The following is a 21912-nucleotide window of genomic DNA, read 5'->3' as shown; positions in this document are numbered from 1 at the left end:
AAAAATGGCCGAGAACGCGCAGTTTACTTGAAGCAAATGAGCATTTGAGGGCATTTTTAACCCAGCCAGATTGAGAAAAGGGGGTTTTTAGAGGCTCCCATTACCCTAAAAAGGCGCATCGTGTTATTACTATGGTGGCTGTGAGCCATTTTACAAGCTCAACCCGGCCGCGCGTTTCTAACCTTAGAGGAGTGCATACGTTCATGTCCATCATCAGTTTTCGCGGTTACACCCCACAACTGGGTGACGCCGTTATGGTAGATCCGCAAGCCTTCGTTTTAGGCGATGTGCGCTTGGGTGACGATGTCTCCGTTTGGCCGGGCGCCATCATTCGCGGTGACATGCACCGCATTCGGGTCGGTGATCGTACCTCAGTACAGGATGGTGCGGTGCTGCACATTACACACGCCAGTGACTACAACCCCGATGGCTACCCGCTGTTAATCGGGCAGGACGTCACCATCGGACACCAAGCCTGTTTACATGGCTGCACCATTGGTAACGAAGTGTTGATTGGCATTGGCGTGACCGTCTTGGATGGCGCCGTGGTGCCTGATCGGGTTATCTTGGGAGCCGGCACGCTGGTGCCACCCGGCAAGGTTTTGGAAAGCGGTTATTTGTACGTGGGCAGCCCGGCCAAAAAAGCGCGCCCACTGACCGAAAAGGAAATGTCGTTCTTCAAATACAGCGCCCAAAACTACATGAAACTCAAGAATGACTATTTGGCCGCGGAAATTGACCAACGCCACGTTAAATAACCGTTTCATCGACAACAAGGAGACACCGTATGGTTTCGCATTTGGGGATTGCCGATTTATCACTCTTGCTGATTGAACCGTCTGACGTGCAGCAAAAGATCATTATGCGCAGCTTTCAAGAGCTGGGTATTCGCAAAATTGAAACTGCCACCACCTTCAAGCAAGCCAAAGCGATGATTCTGGACATGGAACCCGATTTGGTGGTGAGCGCCATGTACCTGGAAGACGGCACCGCCGAAGAATTCCTGATTGCGCTGCGGAAAGACCCGGCCACCGAAAGCCAGCCCTTTATGCTGGTGTCGAGTGAACGCAACAAAGCCTATTTAGAAGCCATGCGGCAATCGGGCGTATTGGCCATTTTGCCCAAGCCATTCGACGCCGACGCTCTGCAGCGCGCCATTCGTGCCACGCTGGATAGCATAGCCGATGTAGAACTGGAGCTGGATATTTTCGACATCCACGAGTTGCGTATCCTGGTCGTCGACGACAGCTTCATGGCGCGCAAACACATACGCCGCACCTTGGAAAAAATGGGGGCCAGCAACTTCACCGAGGCCGAAAACGGCAAGCAGGCCGTGCAGCGCCTGATGGAAGATACCTTCGATGTGATCTTCACCGACTACAACATGCCGGAAATGGACGGCCGCGAACTGACCGAATTTGTGCGCCAACAACCTGGCATGGCCCACCTGCCGGTCTTGATGGTGAGTTCCGAGGCCAACGAAACCCACCTGAGCAACATCGCGCAGTCGGGCGTCGATGCGATCTGTGAAAAGCCGTTTGAGCCATCGATTATTCGCGGGCTGTTGCAGCGGCTGTTGGGGTAGCATGAGGGATGTAGATCTATGGGCGAAACTGGCGATTAATAGCCAATTTAGCCCATTAAACAAGTCAGACTTATTCGTCGCATGGTTTTTAAAATGTAAGCAACAAAAACGGCTTAAATGTCTCCGTTAAAAACATACATCGATAAACTCTGTTACTAGAAAGAACTACACAACACTGCCACCACCAAACCGCCTAAACCTATTGAAGTAACGGGTTTATATTTATACCACCATCGATGTTATATTCAGCACCAGTAATAAAACTGGCTTCATCGGATGCAAGGAAAGCAACAAGATTTGCTATATCTAAAGGCTCACCGAATCGTTTCAATGGAATTCTATTCTGCATCGCCATGGCAAATTCATTTATCGCCTGTTCTGGCATGCCAAGCTTACCAAAAATAGCTGTATTTACAGGCCCAGGATTAACAGAGTTCACTCTTATACGCCTAGGTGCTAGCTCGTAAGCGGCCGTTCGGGTTAGGGAGTTTAAAGCTGCTTTACTAGCCGCATAAATCGCTGTGTTTGGCATTCCGGTATAAGCATTAATTGATGAAAGATTGATTACAGACGAACCATCGTTCAATACAGGCAAGAATTTTTGTAAAGTGAAGAACGCCCCTTTGAAGTTAATATTCATTACATCATCAAATTGATCTTCACTCATGTGTTCAACCGGAGCAAATGCGGCCACCCCAGCGTTAATGAAAAGAGCATCAACTCTGCCGAATTTCTCTTTCACTTGGCTAACCATCTGATCCAAATCTTTTAAATTGGCTTGGTCAGCTAGCAATGCATGTACACCCAGTTCCGTCGCTGCCTGATCCAGAGCTGAAGCGTTCCGGCCTGTTATAACTACGGTGGCTCCCAACTCTTTAAACTTGCTTGCAGTAGCATAGCCTATACCACTGTTTCCACCCGTAATTACAGCTATTTTGCCTTTTAAATCAATCATTTGTAAGGTTCCTATGTTTTGCCTTAATTACGTACCGATCGGTACACAATTGCATTCTGTACTGGTCGGTATATAATGTCAACCCTTCAAAGCAGCGTTCCGTGAGGTTTATATGGGTGCAGGTCGACAACGAACATTTGATAAGGAAGATGCGCTGATTAAAGCTATGGAAATTTTCTGGGAAAAAGGTTTCAGTGGCACCTCATTAAGCGATTTAACGGAAGGGATGGGAATCAATAAACCCAGCCTCTACAGTGCTTTTGGTAACAAGGAAGAGTTGTTTGTTAGCGCTATAAATCAGTACGCCAATGTTTACGGGGGGCCTCATGTCGATAAACTCTTAGACACTAAGTCCAGCTTGCAAAAAAGGGTACAAGCTTATCTGAAGTCCATTGCCAAAATGGTAACGAATGCCAGTTTGCCCGGCGGCTGTTTTGTAACAGCCAGTACCAGTGAAGCAGGTAGTGGCTGCTTGCCCGATAACGCTGTACAAGCCATCCTTAGAATTAATGCAGACTCAACCAGTTCGCTCGTTCACTTTTTTACAGAAGAACAAGCTAAAGGTAATTTAGCAGCCAATACTTCACCTGAGGTACTGTCTGATTATCTGCTAACTATACAATTTGGGCTTGCAGTGATGGCTAGAAACGGAACTGAACAAAGCAGGTTGGAACAAGTCATTGATTACTGTGTATCGAACTTCTGAAAGTAGTTGGGTGTGGTGTGCTTCTCACGAAACATCAAACCCACCGCTTAACGGAGCCTTTGACACGATGATAGTGTGCAATAAACAACACAAAGGAACCCATGAGAAACCTTACCAGCGGTGAGCAGTATTTCGAGGCTGCCTTCAAGAAGCTTGAGCTGCCCGAAGAGAGCTACAGCGGCATCGAATTTGAAGAGTGTCAGTTTTTAGACTGTGACTTTTCCGGTGCCTCCTTGCAGAACTGCAAATTCGTTAATTGCGCGTTCGAGCGCTGCAATCTCAGTTTGGTGAATCTTTCTGCGTCGAGCTTTTTTGGCGTTGCGTTCCAAGACAGCAAGTTGGTGGGCGTTGACTGGACAAAAGCCACTTGGGCCACTTACCGCGTAGACTTTGAAATGACGTTTCAGCGCTGCCTATTGAACGATTCCTCCTTCTTCGGGCTCACCCTAAACGAGCTGGTTTTGAATGAGTGCAAATTGCAGGATGTTGATTTTCGTGAAGGCAATTTCGCCCAGTCTTCAATGACCTACTGCGACTTCACGCACAGCGTATTTATGCGGACAAACCTGCAAGGCGTCGATTTCAGTGAGTCCACCGGCTATGCCATCAATGTCTTAGAAAACCCCGTGCAAGGGGCTAAGTTTTCACGCTATGAAGCGCTCAGCTTGCTGGAGTGCTTGGACATTGAGTTGGTTGATTAACGACTCATCCGATACCGTAAAACCAGCACTACCACATTTGTTCGCGCTATCGTTCGGCTGAACAACCGTCAGACACTAAACGTAAACTTTCTTCCCAATCGGAAACCTGATCATAAGTCTTTGCCTTTACTGCACTCCACACGCGCCAAGCAGCAGAAGCAGTACGGCAGGAATAAGCAGCACCGCTTCTAAGCGCCACCAAAAGAGGGTGTTTACGCTACCACACGATAACAAGGCTCATACGCCGTGCCGCCGGGCAGCTTCATCCGATGCTGGGCGACAAAGGCTTGCAGCAGAAGATCCAGAGGCTTCATGATTTCTTGATCCCCCCTGATCTCATACGGTCCATGCGCTTCAATCAGGCGTACACCTTGGTCTTTTACGTTACCGGCGACGATGCCCGAAAAGGCCCGCCGCAACTGGGCGGCCAGTTCATGTACAGGTTGGTTGCGGTGCAGGTTCAGGCTGGCCATGTTCTCGTGCGTGGGGTCAAATGGATGCTGAAAATCATCGGCTATTTTCAATAGCCAGTTAAAGTGAAATGCATCGTTATGGGCTTTGCGATAACGCGTAACCTCTTCGATACCCAACGCCATTTCCCGCGCGGCACGGGCCGGATCGTCGATGATGATCTTGTAGTGTTGCTGCGCTTCGTAACCTAGAGTTGCGCCCACAAATTCATGCAATTGCTGGAAGTAATTGGCTGCACTTTCAGGGCCACTGAGAATCAATGGGAACGGCAGCCCCTTGTTGTCGGGGTGCATTAAGATGCCCAAAATGTACAACAACTCTTCAGCGGTACCGGCGCCACCGGGGAAGATAATGATGCCATGCCCTACGCGCACGAAGGCTTCCAAGCGTTTTTCAATATCAGGGAGGATCACCAATTCGTTCACAATCGGGTTTGGCGCTTCGGCGGCGATGATGCCCGGCTCAGTCAACCCCAAATAGCGGCCGCCAAGAATACGCTGTTTGGCGTGCGCAATGGTGGCGCCTTTCATGGGCCCCTTCATGGCGCCGGGGCCACAACCCGTGCAGATATCCAACCCACGCAAACCTAACTCATGACCAACTCGCTTGGTGTATTTGTACTCTTCGCGGTTGATGGAGTGTCCACCCCAACACACCACCATTTTGGGCTCCAGACCGGGCCGCAACGTACGTGCATTGCGCAACAAATGGAACACATAGTCGGTAATGCCTTGCGACGAGTCGAAATCGACCCGCTTACTTTCCAGCTCACTCTGCGTGTATACGATATCGCGCAGCGCGCTGAACAGCATTTCCCGTGTACTGGCTATCATCTCTCCGTCCACAAAAGCGTCCGCCGGGGCGTTCAGCAACTCCAAGCGGATACCTCGATCTTGCTGATGAATACGAATCTCGAAATCCGGGTAAGCCTCTAAAATGGCTTTAGCGTTATCGGTATCGGAACCGGTGTTCAAAATCGCCAAAGCACACTGGCGGAACAGCGCGTAGATACTGCCAGAGCCGGTTTCCTTCAGTTGTTGTACTTCACGTTGCGACAAGGTTTCCAGGCTGCCCTTAGGGGAAAGGGATGCGTTAATTTTTGCTTTTTCGGTCAAGGTTTGACCCTCCATGAATAAATTCTGTTTTCAATGATGGTCGGCCACCTTGCCGCCGTCATGCATTTGCCACTGAATATGCGTATATTGCACAGGATGATGGCTTCATATTGTTCCTGAGGATACGCGCTTATGCCACAGGTTTCAGCTCCCCAAATTACCCTGCATGTTTTGATTGCCGAGGATAACCCGGTCAATCAAGCCGTGGTGCAAGGCCTTGTTCGGGCATTGGGTCATACCGCAAAAGTTGTCCCTCATGGTCAAGCAGCGGTGGATGAACGCTGTGCCGAGGGCGCGCGTTTCGATGTCATTTTGATGGATATTGATATGCCCGTACTGGACGGATTGGGCGCGCTCAAAGCCATTCGGGCTTGGGAAAATGACCAACAACAACCGACCATGCCCATAGTAGCGCTATCCGGGTTCAGTTTGGACGAATTTCTCGACGACCATCCAAGCAACCCGTTTACGGATTATCTGACCAAGCCGCTCAGCAAAGATTCGTTTAAAGAATGTCTCGACGCGTTATTCCGACGCGTTGACTGAACCTACTTCCACCCGATTCCGCCCTAAATCTTTGGCACGGTACAAGGCCGCATCAGCGCGGTCGAACACGTCCACGATGCGGTCACTCTTCTGAAACTGTGCACAGCCAATGGATACGGTGATCGGGACCGGTTCCCCTTTGAAGTGGAACGGGCTTTTCTCGACCGCCAGACGGAGTTTTTGCATGCCGGCGACGGCTGCGCGCTCGTCGGTTCCGGGCATGAGGATAACAAATTCTTCACCCCCATAGCGTGCGATGAAGTCGTACTGCCGTAATTGCGCCTGTAATTGGCGGGCCAAAATCTTAAGTACTTTGTCACCCGCGGTATGACCCAACTTGTCATTAATGCGCTTGAAGTAGTCCACATCCAATACACAGAGCGCTAACGGTGCGCCTAGGCGTTGATAGCGCTCAAATTCTTCTTCTATTTTCTGCATATACGCCGTACGGTTGGGCAGCCCTGTGAGGCTGTCCGTCATGGCTTGTTGACGGGTTTTTTCAAAGGCATCGCGAATGCGTTTATTCTGTTGCTCTAAGTCTGCAATGACCTCTACCAGCTCGGCCATCATATTGTCCATATCGCGCTCTTTTTGCACGGCATCCTGCATAAAGGTGCCGATGCTCTGCACGATATCATCAAGCTCTTGCTGGATGCCGGTTTTCAACTGGTCCATGCTGGTGGCGTTGTGCATTTCGTTACGGATAGAGTCAACGTGTTGTTGGATACGGGCATCCAGTTGATTACCGTCGTTACGAAAGTCCTGTTGAATTTGTTTGGCGCGCTGTACCGAGGCACGAATGAAGGTTAAGCGTTCGTTGAGCTCTTCCAAATAGTGCTCAAGTTCGCGCTGCTCGTCGTTCAGTACCGAGACTATTAAGTCAATCAACTCATTCAACAGCCCTAACAGGTACGGCCATTCCAGGGTGCGGGTCAGTTGATGAATGATGGTCTGCAAGGCGTGTTGCTTATCGACCGGCAGGTGAATGCGGTTGGCCAGATCGGTAATGGAGTCATAGACATCGAGCTTGACCTGTTCAATATCGGTGGTGATGCCTTTCAGTTCCAGCTCATTGCGGTTTTTTGCTACGCGTTCAATGGTGCGCTCTGCGGCCGCCAGACTGGTGAGGTCTTTCAACAGGTCGCCCTGCGCTTTGCGGTATTCGTTGAGATACAGCTCCACTTCTTGCGGGTTACGCAAGCGGGCTTCAATGCCGTTGCTGAGGTGGTCGAAGAACGTGGGATCGGGGCTGTAGTGGCGCAATTGATCGTTCAGGCGCGCAAAGGATTTACCCAACCGGCGTGCATCTTCCGCCCGAGCAGCCACGTAGTGGTCGTACACCGTTTCGGCTTCCGCAAGGGCGGCTTCAAAGGTCTCATCGTCCACCTCGGGCTGACGCAAGATCTCTCGCAGATGGTCAAGCTCATCGTCCAAGGCGCGTTGCTGTCCGTCAGCAAACAAGCTGACCCGCACCACGGCGCGACGGAATTGACCGACCCGATCAAGGAGACGTTGTTTGGACTCTGTGGTCATAGCGTTCACTTATCCATGTAAGTGTTGTAAGTCTAGCAGCATATTTTCTTGTTCGTCCGGTGATTTTACGGTGATTTCCGAACTCTGCTGCGCGAGCGCCGCGGCATCCAAGCGGGACAACCAAAACCGCAACGCGGCGGCTTCACGCATGCGTGGGAAGGCGGCCTGTTCTGCTGCGGTTAAGGCCCGTTGTTGGCCATAGCCGGATAATACCGCCACGACCAGAGGGTCATGTTCAGCGCGCGCGCCGCACCAGGCATTCACCGCCACTGCCAGATCCCACAGACATGGTGCCCAACTGGCGAAATACCAGTCAATCACCGTGGAAAGCTGGCCATCGGCGTACAAGGCATTGTCCGGGAACAGATCGCCGTGCGTCCACGCCATCGGAAGCTCTTGCTGCCAAAGCGGTTGGATACGCGCCCAACTGATATCCAGATGCTGCGTTTTTTCGCTGGGCAAGCGCTGCCGCCAATGCGCCATCCGGTCGGCTTGCCACGCTGGACCAAAATTCATCGGAATAGGCGCAATGTCTAAGCACTGTTGATGTAATTGCCCTAAAAAAGCCCCCATTTGGGCACAACTGTCCTGGTCAATGTCCGGCTGTCGACCCGGCAAAGCCGTTACCAGCGTGGCAGGTTTGTTGGCCAACTCTGTGACTACGTCGCCGTTCAACGAGCGCTGCACCCCAGGTACCTTCAAACCCGCATCAGCCAGCGCCGCCATCAACTCCATCACCGGCGTCACGGCAGCTGCAGGGCGGTCCTCCACTAACGTTAAAATCCATTCTCCGACATTGGTGGTCAGCCAGTAATTGGTGTTAACGGTACCGGCGGCTATGCCGCGCATGTTGATGAGTTCGGTAATACCCTGTGCCTTGAGCCAGGGTTGAATTTGCGCCGGAGTCAGTGGCGTGAATACGGACATTAAAGAGACTTCAGGTTACACTTTGCGCACATTGTAATGTAAACCGAACATTTTCCTATGGCTGAATCCACATCTTCCGCACAACCCTCCTCTTCGCCAGCACCTGTGGTGTTAGTGGATGGCTCCTCCTATTTGTTTCGTGCCTTTCACGCGATGCCACCGTTGACCAACAAGGCGGGCATGCCCACGGGCGCGATCAAGGGTGTCATCAATATGGTGCGCGCTCTGTTAGACCAATACCCCGGCAGCGATGTAGCCGTGGTGTTTGACACAAAGGGGCCTACCTTCCGTAATGAGTTATATTCGGAATACAAAGCCAATCGACCGCCAATGCCGGATGAATTGCGCCCTCAAATTGAGCCCATTCACCGAATTATTCGCGCCATGGGTTTGCCGTTGCTGACCGTTGAAGGTGTGGAAGCCGATGACGTCATCGGCACCTTAGCTCGCCAAGCGACCGAACGCGGTTTGGATTGCATCATCTCCACCGGCGACAAAGACATGGCGCAGTTGGTGACCCCACACGTCAGCCTGATTAATACAATGAGCAATGAATTTCTCACCGTGGATGGCGTGCGCGAGAAATACGGGTTTGGTCCGGAACTGATGATCGATTACCTTGCACTGATGGGCGATAAGTCCGACAACATTCCCGGAGTACCCGGTGTCGGAGAGAAAACGGCCAAGGCGTTGTTGGCCGGTCTGGGCAGCATCGACACCATTTACAGCAACCTTGAGCGGGTACCCGAACTGGATTTTCGCGGCGCGAAGACCATGCCGAAGAAACTGCAAGAACACGAAGAACTGGCACGGTTGTCCTATACCCTGGCCACCATCAAATGCGATGTGGAATTGCCGGTGCACATCGAGCAATTGGCGCGCAGCGCACCCGACAATACCGAGCTGGCGAGCCTCTACCGCGAATGTGAGTTTACCGGCTGGCTAAAGGCCCTGACGGATGACGACACGGTTGCGCCGGAGACCAAAGGCGCCCCCAGAGCTGAGCGCTCCGGAGCGGCCGCACAGTCTAACCGTGAAACCAAGGTGCAAGAAACAACGGACGCCCCTGCACCCGAACAAACCACCGAACAGGACTACCAGACCCTGACCGAACCCGATGAATGGTATCGCTGGTTATTGAGCCAAGCCGACGCGCAGCACTTTGCGGTGTGGCCCGTGTTCTCCAGTGGACATTACCGGCAGAGCCACTGGCTGGGATTGGCGGTAAGCACGCGGGCTGGCGCGGCGGTCTTTATTGACATGCGCAGCAGCGGATGGCCTGAAGACGTGCTACAACCGGTGCAGAAGTTCTTCACCACACACAGTTATGCCAAGCTCACCCATGATTTAAAGCGGCTATTGCATGGCTTGGCCGGACATATTGAACAACCGGCGCATTTAAGCGAAGACACTTTACTATTGGCTTATGTACGCAATACCGCCGTGACCCGTGACGGGCGCTTGGACCGCCATTTCGATGCCTTGAGTTTGGACAATCTGGTGCGCGTGTATTTGGATGCCACACCCTCCACCATTATTAATATTGCGGGCAACTTTGGCACCAAACAACTGGGCTTGGCCGACATTGACGCGGATAAGCTGGCGCATTACGCCTGTGAACGGGCCGATTACATTGGCCGCCTATTTCGCTATTTAAACCCCGTCGTGGCGCAACAATACCCGGCGCAGTATGGTGTATATCGCCACATCGAAATGCCTTTGGTGCCTGTACTGCAACAGGTTGAATGGAACGGCACCCACATTGATACGGCCTTCTTGGACCATTTGAGTGAGGATTTCCGCACCCGCTTAGCAGAGCTGGAGCAGCAGGCACACCAGTTAGCCGGTCGTGCCTTCAACCTCGACTCACCGAAGCAATTGGGCGAAATTCTGTTCACCGAACTAGGGCTGCCCGTAGTGGCCAAAACGCCCGGAGGACAGCCCAGCACCAATGAGGAGGTGCTGTCCGAATTGGCGCTGCAATACGAATTGCCATCATTGATCTTGCGCTACCGACATCTGCGCAAGCTGTTGAACACCTACACCGAACCGCTGCCCACCTTGATCAACCCGGAAACCGGTCGAGTCCACACCACCTACAACCAAATCGGTGCGGCGACCGGGCGGTTCTCGTCCACCGACCCGAACTTACAAAATATTCCAGTACGCTCGGAAGAAGGCCGTGCCATTCGCAAAGCCTTTGTTGCGGCACCCGGTTACCGTATGGTCGCGGCCGATTATTCGCAAATTGAATTGCGCATCATGACGCACCTGTCGCATGACCCGAATCTGATCAGCGCGTTCCGCGATGGCCGTGATATTCACCGCGCCACAGCGGCAGAGATCATGAGCATTGCCGAGTCGGACGTCACCCATGAGCAACGCCGTGCGGCCAAGGCGGTGAACTTTGGTTTGATCTACGGTATGTCGGCTTTTGGTTTGGCGAAAAACCTGGGTATTAGCCGAGGCGAGGCCCAAGCCTATGTCGATGCCTATTTCACTCGCTATCCCGGTGTAAAACAGTATATGGACCAAACCCGCGCCCAAGCCATGGAAGATGGCTTCGTCGAAACGGTGTTTGGTCGGCGCTTGTATTTGCCTGATTTGAAGTCGCCGCGCCAGCATCAGCGCCGTGCCGCTGAACGCACCGCGATTAACGCCCCGATGCAAGGCACCGCCGCCGACATCATTAAGCAAGCCATGGTGGATGTGCAGGTGTGGCTGCGCAGCAGCGGTTTGGACGCCCGCATGGTGATGCAGGTACACGATGAATTGGTGTTTGAAGTGAAGGAAGAAGACACCGACGCACTCATTGCCGGGGTGCGCTTCCGCATGCAGCACGCCGCGTCGCTTTCTGTGCCCTTAGTCGTCGATGTCGGGATGGGTCAGAACTGGGAGGAGGCGCACTAACAACGCGGCCTCGTTAGTTGCGCGCATCCCATGGATAGGCATGTGCAGTCACCTGTTCTTGCCACCATGCCGACCACGCGGTTAACGCGGGCAGCCATTGCCCGACCGCACTTAAATCGGACGTCCAAGGCGTGCTCGTGGCCCACGCAATCTCTGCACCCCGTTGTTGTTGCGTTTGCAATGACTTTTCAGTTTCGTTCGCCGTAACATCGGGGGTCACGAACCAGAACTGCGGTGTGGCTAAGTAGGAGAAGGGTACACGCGGGTCGTGGATCCAATCCCGTTGTTTTGCCCAGTTTGCCCAACTGAATTCGTAGGTCTCCAAACGATGGGTGAAGTCGTACGTAGCCCAAGCGCCGGTCAGGCTGTGTGGGGCTGACGGTACGGTTTCTGCGGTGTCTTTAATCGACTGCGGCGGACGCCGACACTCGCTGGTGTCGGGCGCGCTGAGGCAACGAGCCCAAAAGGGTTGCCAGCGTTCAACGTCCACGCCATCTGTTTCAGCGCGCAGCATTTCGGCCTGTACCGGCGGCATCAAGGGTGTTCCCACGACACTCACCATGTGCCACTGGGGCGAACGTGCTGCCGCCTCTAAAGCTATATTGCCGTACGGTTCATGCGCAATTAAACCCAGGGCGCGCACCCGTTCCGGGTCCGTTCGGGAAATGACGTCAAGCCAACCATTGAGTTGCACCGCCGCGGTCGCAGGCCTAACGGAGAGCTCTCCCAACAAAGGTGAAGCATCCATGACATGCACACCTTGTTGGTTCAACCACACCGGCAGCCAAGGCAGATCGTCCAGCGGTTCGCCCGCCAGCCACAACACCAGTGGGCCCGGCTGATCGGCCCAATAGATGTTCATGCTGCCGATGCTTTCAAAGCGCCAGAGTTCAGGCGCGGGGAAGATGGCACGTGCCGGTTGACCGGCAATTGTAGGGGCAGCGTCGCGACGCCGTTGCACCGGCTGAACGCTACCGTTCGCCCAATCAATCTGCTGCCAGGTTCTACTGTCCATCGCGTGATAACTGAGCAACTGATCGTTAACTGTTCGGTAGTGTTCCACGCCACCGCGTTGCGCACACCCCATCATGAAGACTGCCACTAAACACACCACGAACCAAAGCGGCATGGCCATATGAAGGTTCTGAGCGGGTTTCTGCGTCATGCCACCGTCGGTCAAGTCGTCAATTGTTGAGCAAGCCATTGGCCAAATGATCCAATTCATCTTTGGCATCGCGCACTTGTTGAATGGCTTGTTTGGCGTCTTCCGGGTTGATGTGCAGTTCATTAAACACCACAGGGTCAATCCGGCTTTGCGGGCCTTTTAACAGACCGGCACGACGCAGCATGTGCACCGCCAAATGGACCAGTTGCGTGTAGTCGGCGTGCGGCCCCATGTAGTCATCAACCGAATTGTGCCGAATAGCTACCACGACTTCGTTCGGTAGATTCCAGCTTTGCAACAAGTTGGCGGCAATTTGATCGCGGTTAATGCCGAGTACATGGTCCTCAATCACCTGTGGTTCAAGGTGTGGATTGGCCTCCCACAACCGACAGCACGATGAGAACTGCGGCTTGAACACATGCGCGAGAATCAAATAACCGAAGTTGTGCAGCAAACCACCCAAGTAGGCCAAGCCAAAGCTCGGGCGAAATTCGCGTGGAATACAGTTTTGCAACGCCCCAACGGCGGTGGCTGTATAAATGGCAGCTTGCCAGTACGGCGTATAACCTTCCGGTGCATCCTTCGGCATTTCCAAGGCCCGGCCCAAGGCTAAACCTAAAGACAGATTCATCACGAGGTCATAACCCAAAACGCGCACGATGGCATCCTGTACCGAGCGCACACTGCCAGGCGCAGCATAATAGGAAGATGACGCCCAACTGATGACTTGTGCCGACAGTGATGGGTCACGCGCAACGATTTTAGAGAGCTTTTCGATGTCGGCGTTCGGGTCAACACGCAAACGGATGATAGCCTGTGCGGTATCCGGCAAAGGGGGTACTTCCAAGGTTTCTTCCAGGCGCTGTTGAATGCGCTTGGTGGTAAAACGTGAAACTGAAGCGTGAATGGCTTCACGATCCAAGTCGAACAAGCTCAGTTCGTAATCCAAGTCGGTATTAGGCACCTCTTCCGAGAGCGCTAAACGTAAGGTACGCGGATTCTTTTGCAAATCCTGGTGGCTATCCAGCTCCAGCAAGGTGTGCCGTTGGCCGCTGTAGATGTAGCACCTTGGCAGGTGCTCCACGCTCTGGTCGATCAGGGTTTCGATACCCATCAACCCATCTAACGCGGGCAAGGTCTGTAAACCGTGCTCGCGCATCAATCGGGTTTGTTCTAATGGAGATAACGCCTGCAAATCACGCCCGGTTTCCGCGCGCACACGGCTAAGGCTGAGCAAACGGTTCGCCGGTAGAAATACCTGCACTTTGCCTAGCTGATCGGCCAATAAAATGCATTCCACGGGCATTTTATCGCGCGCGGCTCGCTTGGTGTGGACCTGTACTTGAATTTGCTTTTGCAGCAAATATTCACGCACGGCAATGGGAATATGGTCGATATCTGTCATAGTTTCGGCTGCTGAACTCATTCGCTTGTTCCGTTGCTGTCTTTAGTCTAGTCGCAAATTGGCACGTGCACACAAAAAGAATACACCACCTAATGAAGACAGCCTGAGATCACTTCATTAGGCATCAAGCAGGAGCTAAACCGTTCCGATCCGCCTGATCTGCCCTTATCAACTGGTTTAGACTTTACCATAATTCATATCACTTGCATGCCAGCGCGCTAACAATAAAGTGACGGCGTCCGGATACTGCTGCTCCATTGTCTCGGCTACGTCTTTCACCATGGGCAGCCATCGCTGGTCACGCTGCAAATCTGCAATTCGAAAACTGGCCTCACCCGTTTGCCGCGTTCCCAGCACCTCACCCGGCCCCCGCAGCAATAAATCCTGCTCGGCTATTTGAAACCCGTCATTGGTCGCGCGCAAGGTATTCAGACGAGCTTTTCCGGCTTGCGACAACGGGGGTTGATACAACAACAAACAAAAGCTGGCGGTAGCTCCGCGCCCCACCCGCCCACGTAACTGGTGCAATTGTGACAAGCCAAGACGTTCGGCGTTTTCAATGATCATCACTGAAGCATTGGGGACGTCGACACCGACTTCAATGACGGTGGTCGCTACCAGCACATGCACATGGCCCGCTTGAAAATCCGCCATGACAGAGGCTTTTTCTTGCGCCTTCATCCGGCCATGAATTAAGCCGACCCGATAAGGCTGCAACGCCGCCGCGAGCTGCTCATAGAGTTCGGTTGCCGCTTGCGCTTCTAATTCTTCGCTGTCTTCAATCAGCGTACACACCCAATAAACCTGACGCGCTTGCGCACAAGCAGCGTGTACCCGTTCAACCACATCGGTGCGCTGGGCATTACTGACCACGGTGGTCACCACCGGCGTGCGTCCGGGGGGCAGTTCATCAATGACCGACACATCCAAGTCCGCATACATGGACATAGCCAGGGTACGCGGAATAGGGGTAGCGGTCATGATCAATTGATGCGGCACACGGCCTGCTAACCGACCTTTTTCCCGCAAGCTTAAGCGTTGATCCACACCGAACCGGTGCTGTTCGTCCACCACGACTAAACCCAGTCGCGCATAGTCGACGTCATCCTGAAACAGGGCATGGGTGCCGACGACGCACAGCGCTGTGCCCTCAGCAATGGCCGCCAAAATAGGAGCACGTTGCTTTTTGGTTAACTTACCCAGCAACACCACCACCGATACCCCTAAGGGCTCTAACCATTGCGCCAGGGTGCGGCCATGTTGTTCGGCCAACAATTCCGTGGGGGCCAATAAGGCCGTCTGCCAGCCTTGAGCCATCACACGGGCCATGGCCATCATGGCAACCAGTGTTTTGCCGGAACCGACGTCACCTTGAACCAAACGCAACATCGGCACGGGACGGGCGAGGTCACGATCGATTTCTTGCAGCACACGTCGTTGCGCGCCGGTCAAAGGAAAGGGCAGGCGCTGCAAGAGGTCTTTGACGAGAGTACCCTGCGGGTGAAAATCCGGTGCTTGTTCCGAGCGCAAACGGGCCCGAATTTGTCGTAGCCCCAAATGGTGGGCCAACAACTCTTCCACCACCAAGCGCGCAACACAGGGGTGCTCACCGCTTTTTAAGGCGTCGGGGTCTGTCCCCACCGGCGGGTGATGCAAAAAACTCAACGCGGCACCTAAATCCGGCAACTGCCAGCGCTGGCGCAACGGCTCTGGTACCAAATCCGGTAATTGCCCGCGCCGGGCAAGCCATTGCAACGCCTGATCGATCAATTTTCGCCAGGTGCGCTGGGTTAAACCATCCGTCGTCGGGTAGACCGGCGTGAGTTGCCCATCTGGCGCGGGCAACGCATTGAGTTCCGCCGCAACAACATACTCCGGGTGATACAACTCCAAGCCTGTCGCGCCGCGCCGCGCTTCGCCAAACACCTGTATCGCAACGCCCGGCTGCAAGGCGGCTTGCTGTGCTTTATTGAAATAAAATAGACGCAGGCCCACTTCTCCGGCGTCGTCTCGTACCTTAACCAAGAGTGAACGACGACGGCCAAATTGCACACTCGCCCGGCTGACGGTGCCGCGAATCAGGGCGCGTTGGCCGGGGCGCAGCTCACCCAAAGGGCAAAGGCGGGTACGGTCTTCGTAACGCAGGGGAAGGTGAAACAGTAAGGCAGGCAGGTCCGGAATCCCTAGGCGATGCAATTTTTCCTGCACACTGGGACCAACACCCGAAAGTTGTGTCAGGGCAAGTGCCGCATCACCGGCGCCGGCCATGTTAGAATTTCCATCTCAATTGTAGATTGTAGCGCGCCCGTTCGGGACCAAAATAGCTGTTTTCCACTACACCTTCAACGTAGGTAGGCCCTAAAATGCGCACCCCAAGGCCACCTTTGATCACGGCCACATCCGGGGTCAGACGGGCCCAAAAGCCATCACCTTCCTCCCAAAAATTGACCGCACCGAAACCCAGTAACGCATGCACATAATCGCGCCATAAGGGAATATCGTATTTACCGTAGAAGGCCAGTTGCTCTTGCCCGCGATTGGTGCCCCACTCTAATTCGTTGTATAGCTCAGGGCCGCCCCAACCGAAACCGTAATAGATGTCCTCGGTAAAGGCCGCATCATTGATGCCAACGTAAACATAGTTATCAGCCAGCGTGTGCAGGGCACTGAACCAAAGCAAGCAGGCAAACACATAACGCATCCGTGGGGTAACTCCAAAAGCGCACATCGAATTCTGAGGGATTGGTGTTGCGTCGTCGACAGGAGCTGTCGCGTCAAGCTGACGCCCCTGTCGACCCTACCGCAAAGGCGGGATTACAGCTCGTTGAATCAGTTAACCGAATCTTTCAACGCTTTACCAGGCTTGAAGCCCACGGTGCTGCTGGCAGGAATTTGAATCGCGGCACCTGTTTGTGGGTTTTTACCCGTACGAGCACTGCGGTCTTTCTTCTGGAATGTGCCAAAGCCCACCAGAGTTACCGCATCGCCTTTCGCTACCGCGTTGGTAATTTCATCCAGAATCACATTCAGGACATCGTTTGCTTTGTCTTTGGTCAGCTCAGCGCGCTCCGCGATGGCAGCAGACAGTTCCGGTTTACGCATACAGGACATTCCTCTGATTATTGTCTTTTTAAATGGTGTTCCAGATCGCACGATCCGGTTCGGTGTCCATTCTTGACGCCTCAGTGGCGCGCCGTCAAGGGGGAAAGCGTGCATTCCTGCGGAATTTGCTCATTTTGCGACGCTTTAGACGAAAAATGTGCAGGCTGAGCGCTCTGAGCCGCGCACCAGCAGGCATGGCCTTTTCCCTGTCACACCAGTAAACTGCGGCGCCAACGGAGCCACAGTTTTTGTTAGGACGCCATGCCCAGCCATTCTTTACACGCATCCATTTCCCAACAACGCTGGTCTAAACGGCTGCCCATGGCGGCGGAAGAACGTGCCTGGTTAACCGATGCCGGGTCACTCACCGAAAAACTGGTGGCACACAGCCAAGGTCATTTTGCGGTTGAACTTCTGGCGCAACAACGGCGATGGACGCACCCCGGGCAGCCTAACCCCACCCATCATGCGCAAGGGCTTTATTGGTGCCGGGATGTGGTGCTGCATGGACGAGGCAAGCCTTGGGTACAAGCCACCACACTGGTACCCGTGCACCAAAGGGCGCTGATCCGACGGTTACAGCGCTTGGGGCGTCGACCCCTAGGTGCATTTCTGTTCCAACAACCTAACCTTAGACGCTTGCGCATGGACTACGCGCGTTTGACGCATGGCTTGGCGCGGCGCAGTTGGTTTACTATGGGCCCGCATGAGATCATCTTAATTGAGGTGTTCTTACCCGATTTTTTTGCGTTGCCGGAAAACCACGAATCATGATGAATGACTTGCGCGAACGTCTATCGCTCTACATCACCCTCAGTCGTCTGAATCGACCGATTGGTATCTATTTGCTGCTATGGCAAACCCTTTGGGCGCTCTGGTTCGCCGCCGATGGCGTACCGCCGCTGCACGTGTTGGTGGTGTTCATCTTGGGTGTGGTGTTGATGCGGAGCGCCGGATGCATCATTAACGACTACGCTGACCGCAACTTGGATGGTCACGTTGAGCGCACCCAGCACCGCCCGTTGGCGACCGGGCAAATCAGCAGCCGGGAAGCGCTTGGCGTGGCGGCAGGACTCACCTTCTTAGCCTTTTTGCTGGTGTTGACCACCAACGGGACGACCGTACTCTGGTCCTTCGGTGCCGTGGGTTTGGCAGCGTTATACCCTTTTATGAAGCGCTACACGCATTTGCCGCAAGTGTTTCTCGGCATGGCCTTTTCCTGGTCGGTTCCGATGGCCTTTACGGCGCAAGGTGAGGCTGTCAGTGCACTGGCCTGGCTGATCTTCGCCAGCAACGTACTGTGGATCGTAGCGTATGACACCCTGTACGCCATGGTGGACCGTGAAGATGATCTGAAAATTGGTATTCGATCGACCGCCATTCTTTTTGGCGATGCAGACCGCTTAATGGTCGGCGTATTACAAGCCTTGTTCTTGTTCGGCATGATACTGGTGGGTCGCCTGAGCGACAGTGGCGCACTGTATTACTTAGGTCTAGCTGCCGCAGCCGCCTTGTTTGCGTGGCAACACCTACGCATTCGTGACCGTGATCGGGCGGCCTGTTTCTGGGCATTTTTGCACAATCACTGGGTGGGCTTGGTGATCTTCGTTGGCCTTGTTTTGGACCGCGCGCTCAAGCATTTATGGTGATAAAACCACCCTTTTGTTGACACTCTCATGAAAACGGTCATATTTCTGACATAATTCCGCAGTGTAATGGTCATCTACGAATGAACCAGCTACATAGGCGAGGTCAAGAATGTCAGGTAGAACCATTTTGGTGGTGGATGATGAAGCCCCCATCCGTGAGATGATCGCGGCAGCGCTCGAAATGGCGGGGTATCATTGCCTTGAAGCGGAAGATGCATTGAGTGCACATTCCATGGTGGTCGACCAGAAGCCGGATTTAATCCTGCTGGACTGGATGCTGCCTAACACCAGCGGCATTGAACTAGCCCGTCGCCTCAAGAAAGACGCACTCACCGGTGAGATTCCCATCATCATGCTCACCGCAAAAGGTGAGGAAGATCATAAAATTCAAGGCTTGGAAGCGGGTGCGGACGACTACATCACCAAACCCTTCTCACCACGCGAGTTGGTGGCCCGCTTAAAGGCGGTGTTGCGTCGGACCACCCCGATAGGCGTCGACAGCCCGATCGAATTGCGCGGCCTGCGGCTGGACCCCGGTAGCCACCGGGTGACCTCACATGGTCACAACCTCGACATGGGGCCTACAGAGTTTCGTCTTTTGCAATTCTTCATGACCCACGCCGAACGCGCTTATACGCGTTCGCAATTGCTTGATCAGGTGTGGGGCGGTAACGTGTATGTGGATGAACGCACGGTGGATGTGCACATTCGCCGATTGCGAAAAGCACTGGGCGAAGAGCATAGCCAAATGGTGCAAACCGTGCGTGGTACTGGCTATCGCTTCTCGGAAAAGGTTGAGCAGTCTGAATGATGAATATGCCACGCAGTGCAGGGCTCCGCAAAGCGTTGTTGTTTTATGGCCTGATCGGCCTTCTCGGCTGGCTACTGGGCTGGACACCATGGCTTTTGGCACTCGCCTTAGCCTTGCAGTTGATCTGGTCGCACTACCAAATGCAACGCACCCTGACGTGGCTACAATCGTTTGACGACAGTGAACCACCGCGCGCTAAAGGCGAGTGGGGGAAGCTACTGGACTCCCTGTGGCATTTTCGTCGCAACCACCGCAGTGAATTACGAAAATTACAAAACAGCTTACAGCGCGTACAGCGCACGGTGGAAAGCCTGTCCGACGGCTTAGTGATTATTAAGCCCAATGGAGAAATGCAGTGGTGGAACGAGGCAGCGGCCGTCATGCTGAATCTGCGGCCCGGTGATGAAGGACAAATGCTCACAAACTTGGTGCGGGACCCCGCCTTTGTCGAATTTTTTGACCGCAATCGAGATTATGTCGAGTTTGTCTGGACCAACCCCCGCACCGGCAGTTTCCTGCAGTTCACCAACAACCGACATGCGGCGGGCAACCGCTTGTTGATGGTGCGAGACATTTCCCGCTTACGGCAGCTGGAACAAATGCGGCAGGATTTCGTGGCCAATGCATCACATGAACTGCGGACGCCTTTGACCGTACTGCAAGGCTATTTAGAAACCTTTGCCGACCTCAGTGATGCCCTGCCGGAACGGTTACGCAAAGGGGTTGATTTGATGCTGGCACAAACCAAACGCATGGCGAATTTGGTCAACGACCTTTTACTGCTCACCCGTTTGGATTCCATTGATAAGCCGGTCGATGCTAAACCGGTCGATATGAACGTATTACTCAACAGCATTTTGACGGACGCACGTGCCCTAGCCAGCGAAAAAGGGCATCGGTTCGAACTGCATTTGGATAGCCCGGTAGCGCTACTCGGCGTTGAAAATGAATTGCGCTCGGCCTTCTCAAACCTGATTTACAATGCGGTGAACTATACCCCGGCCGATGGTGAAATTGTGGTGCGCTGGCGTCACGATGCGCAAGGTGGTTATCTATCCGTTACTGACAACGGTGTGGGCATCGACCAAAAGCACTTACCGCGTTTAACCGAACGCTTTTACCGGGTCGACATTAGCCGGTCGTCTTCCACCGGCGGCACCGGTTTGGGCTTGGCGATTGTGAAGCATGTATTGATGCACCATGGCGCGCGCTTGGACATTGACAGTCAATTGCGACGGGGCAGCACCTTTACCTGTTGCTTTCCCGCCAACCTGTTACAGACAGACGCCAGCGAGTCGGCCGACGACTAACGAATTCGTGCAATCAATTTCGATAAATCAGCAAATTTTTCCGGGTCTTCATCGGTTAGCTTGAAGTTCAGCAAAAACTCGTCGCAATCAAAGTGTGCGTTGGCAGCTTGCAAGGAATAAACAAAGCCGTTGAGCCTTGCCACTGCGCCATCACTGTTCAAGGCGATATCGAATACTGCCTGTTCAAACAGTTTCGGCAGGCGTGGCGTACGCGGTAATCGTACCAGTGCATTGTTTAAATTAATGTCTTCCAGGTGACCGCTGAGCGTGGTGTCCGCCAAGCGGATGTCGGCCGTGATGTTCACTTTTAAGCGGCTGGCTTGCACCTTTTCTACTTTCGGCCCTGTTGGTGCTGATGCAGCGGCCGCTTGTGCCACCAATGGGTCTTGCACTTTGGTCGGTGCTGTTGCGCTAGCGGCCGCCGGTTTGGCGGTAGCTCCCGTGCCCGCACCGGCCAATAACGCCTCTGCCCCCGAGCGGTGCATGCCTGCGGCTTTATCCGGCCCGGCATTGCGGTTACCCAGCATGCGCTGCAATTCTTCTTTGTGCTCACGGCTCAAGGCTTTCAATACTTTCCGCAGCAGCTGTTCACTGGTGAAGGGCTTACCCACATAATCCGTCACCCCGGCTTCAACCGCTTTTACGACATGGCTTTTGTCCCCTCGGCTGGTCACCATGATAAAGGGCGCCGGTGCCACCCCTTCATCGCGCTCGTTAGAGCGTAACCATTGCAACAACTGCAAGCCGTTGATTTCGGGCATTTCCCAGTCGCACAGGATTAAATCGAAACGGCCCTTATTTAACAGGGTTTGCGCCCGCTTACCGTTGATGGCCTCTTCCACTTCGACTTCCGGTAACTGGTTGCGCACCGTACGGCGAATGAGATCCCTGATAAAGCTCGCATCGTCAACAACCAAAATCTTAATCGCCATACCTTTCTTCCTGTATCGATATCGATTGTGGCAGCACCGTATCGGCTGGACGGCGGGCCATCGGAGTATTCATCATGTCTTGGCATTCT

20 protein-coding genes are annotated in these 21912 nt (G+C 53.7%); 10 read left to right on the top strand and 10 right to left on the bottom strand.

Annotated features, from left to right (window positions below; genetic code table 11):
• Window positions 1-203 precede the first annotated feature (203 nt).
• Together ACFOSD_RS05530 and ACFOSD_RS05525 are read left to right on the top strand one after the other, a co-directional pair.
• The gene (locus ACFOSD_RS05530; RefSeq protein ID WP_380692717.1) at window positions 204-758 is read left to right on the top strand and encodes a gamma carbonic anhydrase family protein; all 555 of its coding nucleotides are present in this window, start codon (window positions 204-206) and stop codon (window positions 756-758) included.
• A 29-nt stretch (window positions 759-787) separates the two neighbouring features.
• Window positions 788-1585, top strand: a complete 798-nt coding sequence (locus tag ACFOSD_RS05525; protein WP_380692718.1) for a response regulator transcription factor — start codon at window positions 788-790, stop codon at window positions 1583-1585.
• 199 nt (window positions 1586-1784) lie between these two features.
• Here ACFOSD_RS05525 and ACFOSD_RS05520 read toward each other — a convergent pair whose 3' ends face one another.
• Window positions 1785-2540 (bottom strand): glucose 1-dehydrogenase, encoded by a 756-nt coding sequence (locus ACFOSD_RS05520; protein WP_380692719.1) that lies wholly within the window; start codon window positions 2538-2540, stop codon window positions 1785-1787.
• 112 nt (window positions 2541-2652) lie between these two features.
• Here ACFOSD_RS05520 and ACFOSD_RS05515 point away from each other — a divergent pair, with 112 nt between their 5' ends.
• Together ACFOSD_RS05515 and ACFOSD_RS05510 are read left to right on the top strand one after the other, a co-directional pair.
• Window positions 2653-3246, top strand: a complete 594-nt coding sequence (locus ACFOSD_RS05515) for a TetR/AcrR family transcriptional regulator (RefSeq protein WP_380692720.1) — start codon at window positions 2653-2655, stop codon at window positions 3244-3246.
• Window positions 3247-3347: 101 nt separating this feature from the next.
• Complete coding sequence (locus ACFOSD_RS05510) at window positions 3348-3947, top strand: pentapeptide repeat-containing protein (protein ID WP_380692721.1); 600 nt, start codon at window positions 3348-3350, stop codon at window positions 3945-3947.
• Between the two features lie 212 nt (window positions 3948-4159).
• Here the strand turns inward: ACFOSD_RS05510 and ppnN are convergent, their stop codons facing one another.
• Window positions 4160-5533, bottom strand: a complete 1374-nt coding sequence (gene ppnN / locus ACFOSD_RS05505; protein ID WP_380692722.1) for a nucleotide 5'-monophosphate nucleosidase PpnN — start codon at window positions 5531-5533, stop codon at window positions 4160-4162.
• A 132-nt stretch (window positions 5534-5665) separates the two neighbouring features.
• Here ppnN and ACFOSD_RS05500 point away from each other — a divergent pair, with 132 nt between their 5' ends.
• A complete protein-coding gene (locus tag ACFOSD_RS05500) occupies window positions 5666-6079 on the top strand; it encodes a response regulator (RefSeq protein WP_380692723.1) in 414 nt (137 codons plus the stop codon).
• Here the strand turns inward: ACFOSD_RS05500 and ACFOSD_RS05495 are convergent.
• Together ACFOSD_RS05495 and ACFOSD_RS05490 are read right to left on the bottom strand one after the other, a co-directional pair.
• Window positions 6059-7612 carry a diguanylate cyclase gene (locus ACFOSD_RS05495; protein WP_380692724.1) on the bottom strand — a complete coding sequence of 518 codons (1554 nt, stop codon included), beginning with the start codon at window positions 7610-7612 and terminating at the stop codon, window positions 6059-6061. The two genes, ACFOSD_RS05500 and ACFOSD_RS05495, sit on opposite strands and share 21 nt — an antisense overlap.
• Window positions 7613-7621: 9 nt before the next feature.
• A complete protein-coding gene (locus ACFOSD_RS05490) occupies window positions 7622-8539 on the bottom strand; it encodes a homoserine kinase (RefSeq protein WP_380692726.1) in 918 nt (305 codons plus the stop codon).
• A 57-nt stretch (window positions 8540-8596) separates the two neighbouring features.
• On the opposite strand from ACFOSD_RS05490, the gene polA reads away from it, so the two are divergent.
• Window positions 8597-11449: a DNA polymerase I gene (polA, locus tag ACFOSD_RS05485; protein ID WP_380692728.1), complete on the top strand. Its 2853-nt coding sequence runs from the start codon at window positions 8597-8599 to the stop codon at window positions 11447-11449.
• Window positions 11450-11462: 13 nt separating this feature from the next.
• Here the strand turns inward: polA and ACFOSD_RS05480 are convergent, their stop codons facing one another.
• The 5 genes from ACFOSD_RS05480 to ACFOSD_RS05460 all read right to left on the bottom strand — a co-directional run bounded on the left by ACFOSD_RS05480 (window position 11463) and on the right by ACFOSD_RS05460 (window position 17121).
• Entirely contained in the window at window positions 11463-12653 is a 1191-nt protein-coding gene (locus ACFOSD_RS05480) for a hypothetical protein (protein ID WP_380692729.1), read from the bottom strand.
• Complete coding sequence (locus ACFOSD_RS05475; RefSeq protein WP_380692731.1) at window positions 12634-14019, bottom strand: aminoacyl-tRNA deacylase and HDOD domain-containing protein; 1386 nt, start codon at window positions 14017-14019, stop codon at window positions 12634-12636. Before ACFOSD_RS05475 ends, ACFOSD_RS05480 begins: the two co-directional genes overlap by 20 nt.
• Window positions 14020-14196: 177 nt before the next feature.
• Window positions 14197-16287 (bottom strand): ATP-dependent DNA helicase RecG, encoded by a 2091-nt coding sequence (gene recG / locus ACFOSD_RS05470; protein WP_380692733.1) that lies wholly within the window; start codon window positions 16285-16287, stop codon window positions 14197-14199.
• A 1-nt stretch (window position 16288) separates the two neighbouring features.
• The gene (locus tag ACFOSD_RS05465; RefSeq protein WP_380692735.1) at window positions 16289-16720 is read right to left on the bottom strand and encodes a hypothetical protein; all 432 of its coding nucleotides are present in this window, start codon (window positions 16718-16720) and stop codon (window positions 16289-16291) included.
• Between the two features lie 128 nt (window positions 16721-16848).
• Window positions 16849-17121, bottom strand: coding sequence for an HU family DNA-binding protein (locus ACFOSD_RS05460; RefSeq protein WP_380692736.1), 273 nt, complete (start codon window positions 17119-17121; stop codon window positions 16849-16851).
• 261 nt (window positions 17122-17382) lie between these two features.
• On the opposite strand from ACFOSD_RS05460, the gene ACFOSD_RS05455 reads away from it, so the two are divergent.
• The 4 genes from ACFOSD_RS05455 to phoR all read left to right on the top strand — a co-directional run bounded on the left by ACFOSD_RS05455 (window position 17383) and on the right by phoR (window position 20891).
• Window positions 17383-17895, top strand: coding sequence for a chorismate--pyruvate lyase family protein (locus ACFOSD_RS05455; RefSeq protein WP_380692737.1), 513 nt, complete (start codon window positions 17383-17385; stop codon window positions 17893-17895).
• Entirely contained in the window at window positions 17892-18770 is an 879-nt protein-coding gene (ubiA, locus tag ACFOSD_RS05450) for a 4-hydroxybenzoate octaprenyltransferase (RefSeq protein ID WP_380692739.1), read from the top strand. Before ACFOSD_RS05455 ends, ubiA begins: the two co-directional genes overlap by 4 nt.
• Window positions 18771-18879: 109 nt before the next feature.
• A complete protein-coding gene (phoB, locus tag ACFOSD_RS05445; RefSeq protein ID WP_380692740.1) occupies window positions 18880-19581 on the top strand; it encodes a phosphate regulon transcriptional regulator PhoB in 702 nt (233 codons plus the stop codon).
• A complete protein-coding gene (phoR, locus tag ACFOSD_RS05440) occupies window positions 19578-20891 on the top strand; it encodes a phosphate regulon sensor histidine kinase PhoR (protein ID WP_380692742.1) in 1314 nt (437 codons plus the stop codon). Before phoB ends, phoR begins: the two co-directional genes overlap by 4 nt.
• Here phoR and ACFOSD_RS05435 read toward each other — a convergent pair.
• Window positions 20888-21823 (bottom strand): response regulator, encoded by a 936-nt coding sequence (locus tag ACFOSD_RS05435; protein WP_380692744.1) that lies wholly within the window; start codon window positions 21821-21823, stop codon window positions 20888-20890. The genes phoR and ACFOSD_RS05435 overlap by 4 nt on opposite strands.
• Window positions 21824-21912 lie beyond the last annotated feature (89 nt).

This window comes from Salinispirillum marinum (assembly GCF_042650105.1).
Lineage (GTDB): Bacteria > Pseudomonadota > Gammaproteobacteria > Pseudomonadales > Natronospirillaceae > Salinispirillum > Salinispirillum marinum.
Note: the sequence above shows the minus strand (reverse complement) of the source record. Positions and strands in the feature narration are given on the sequence as shown.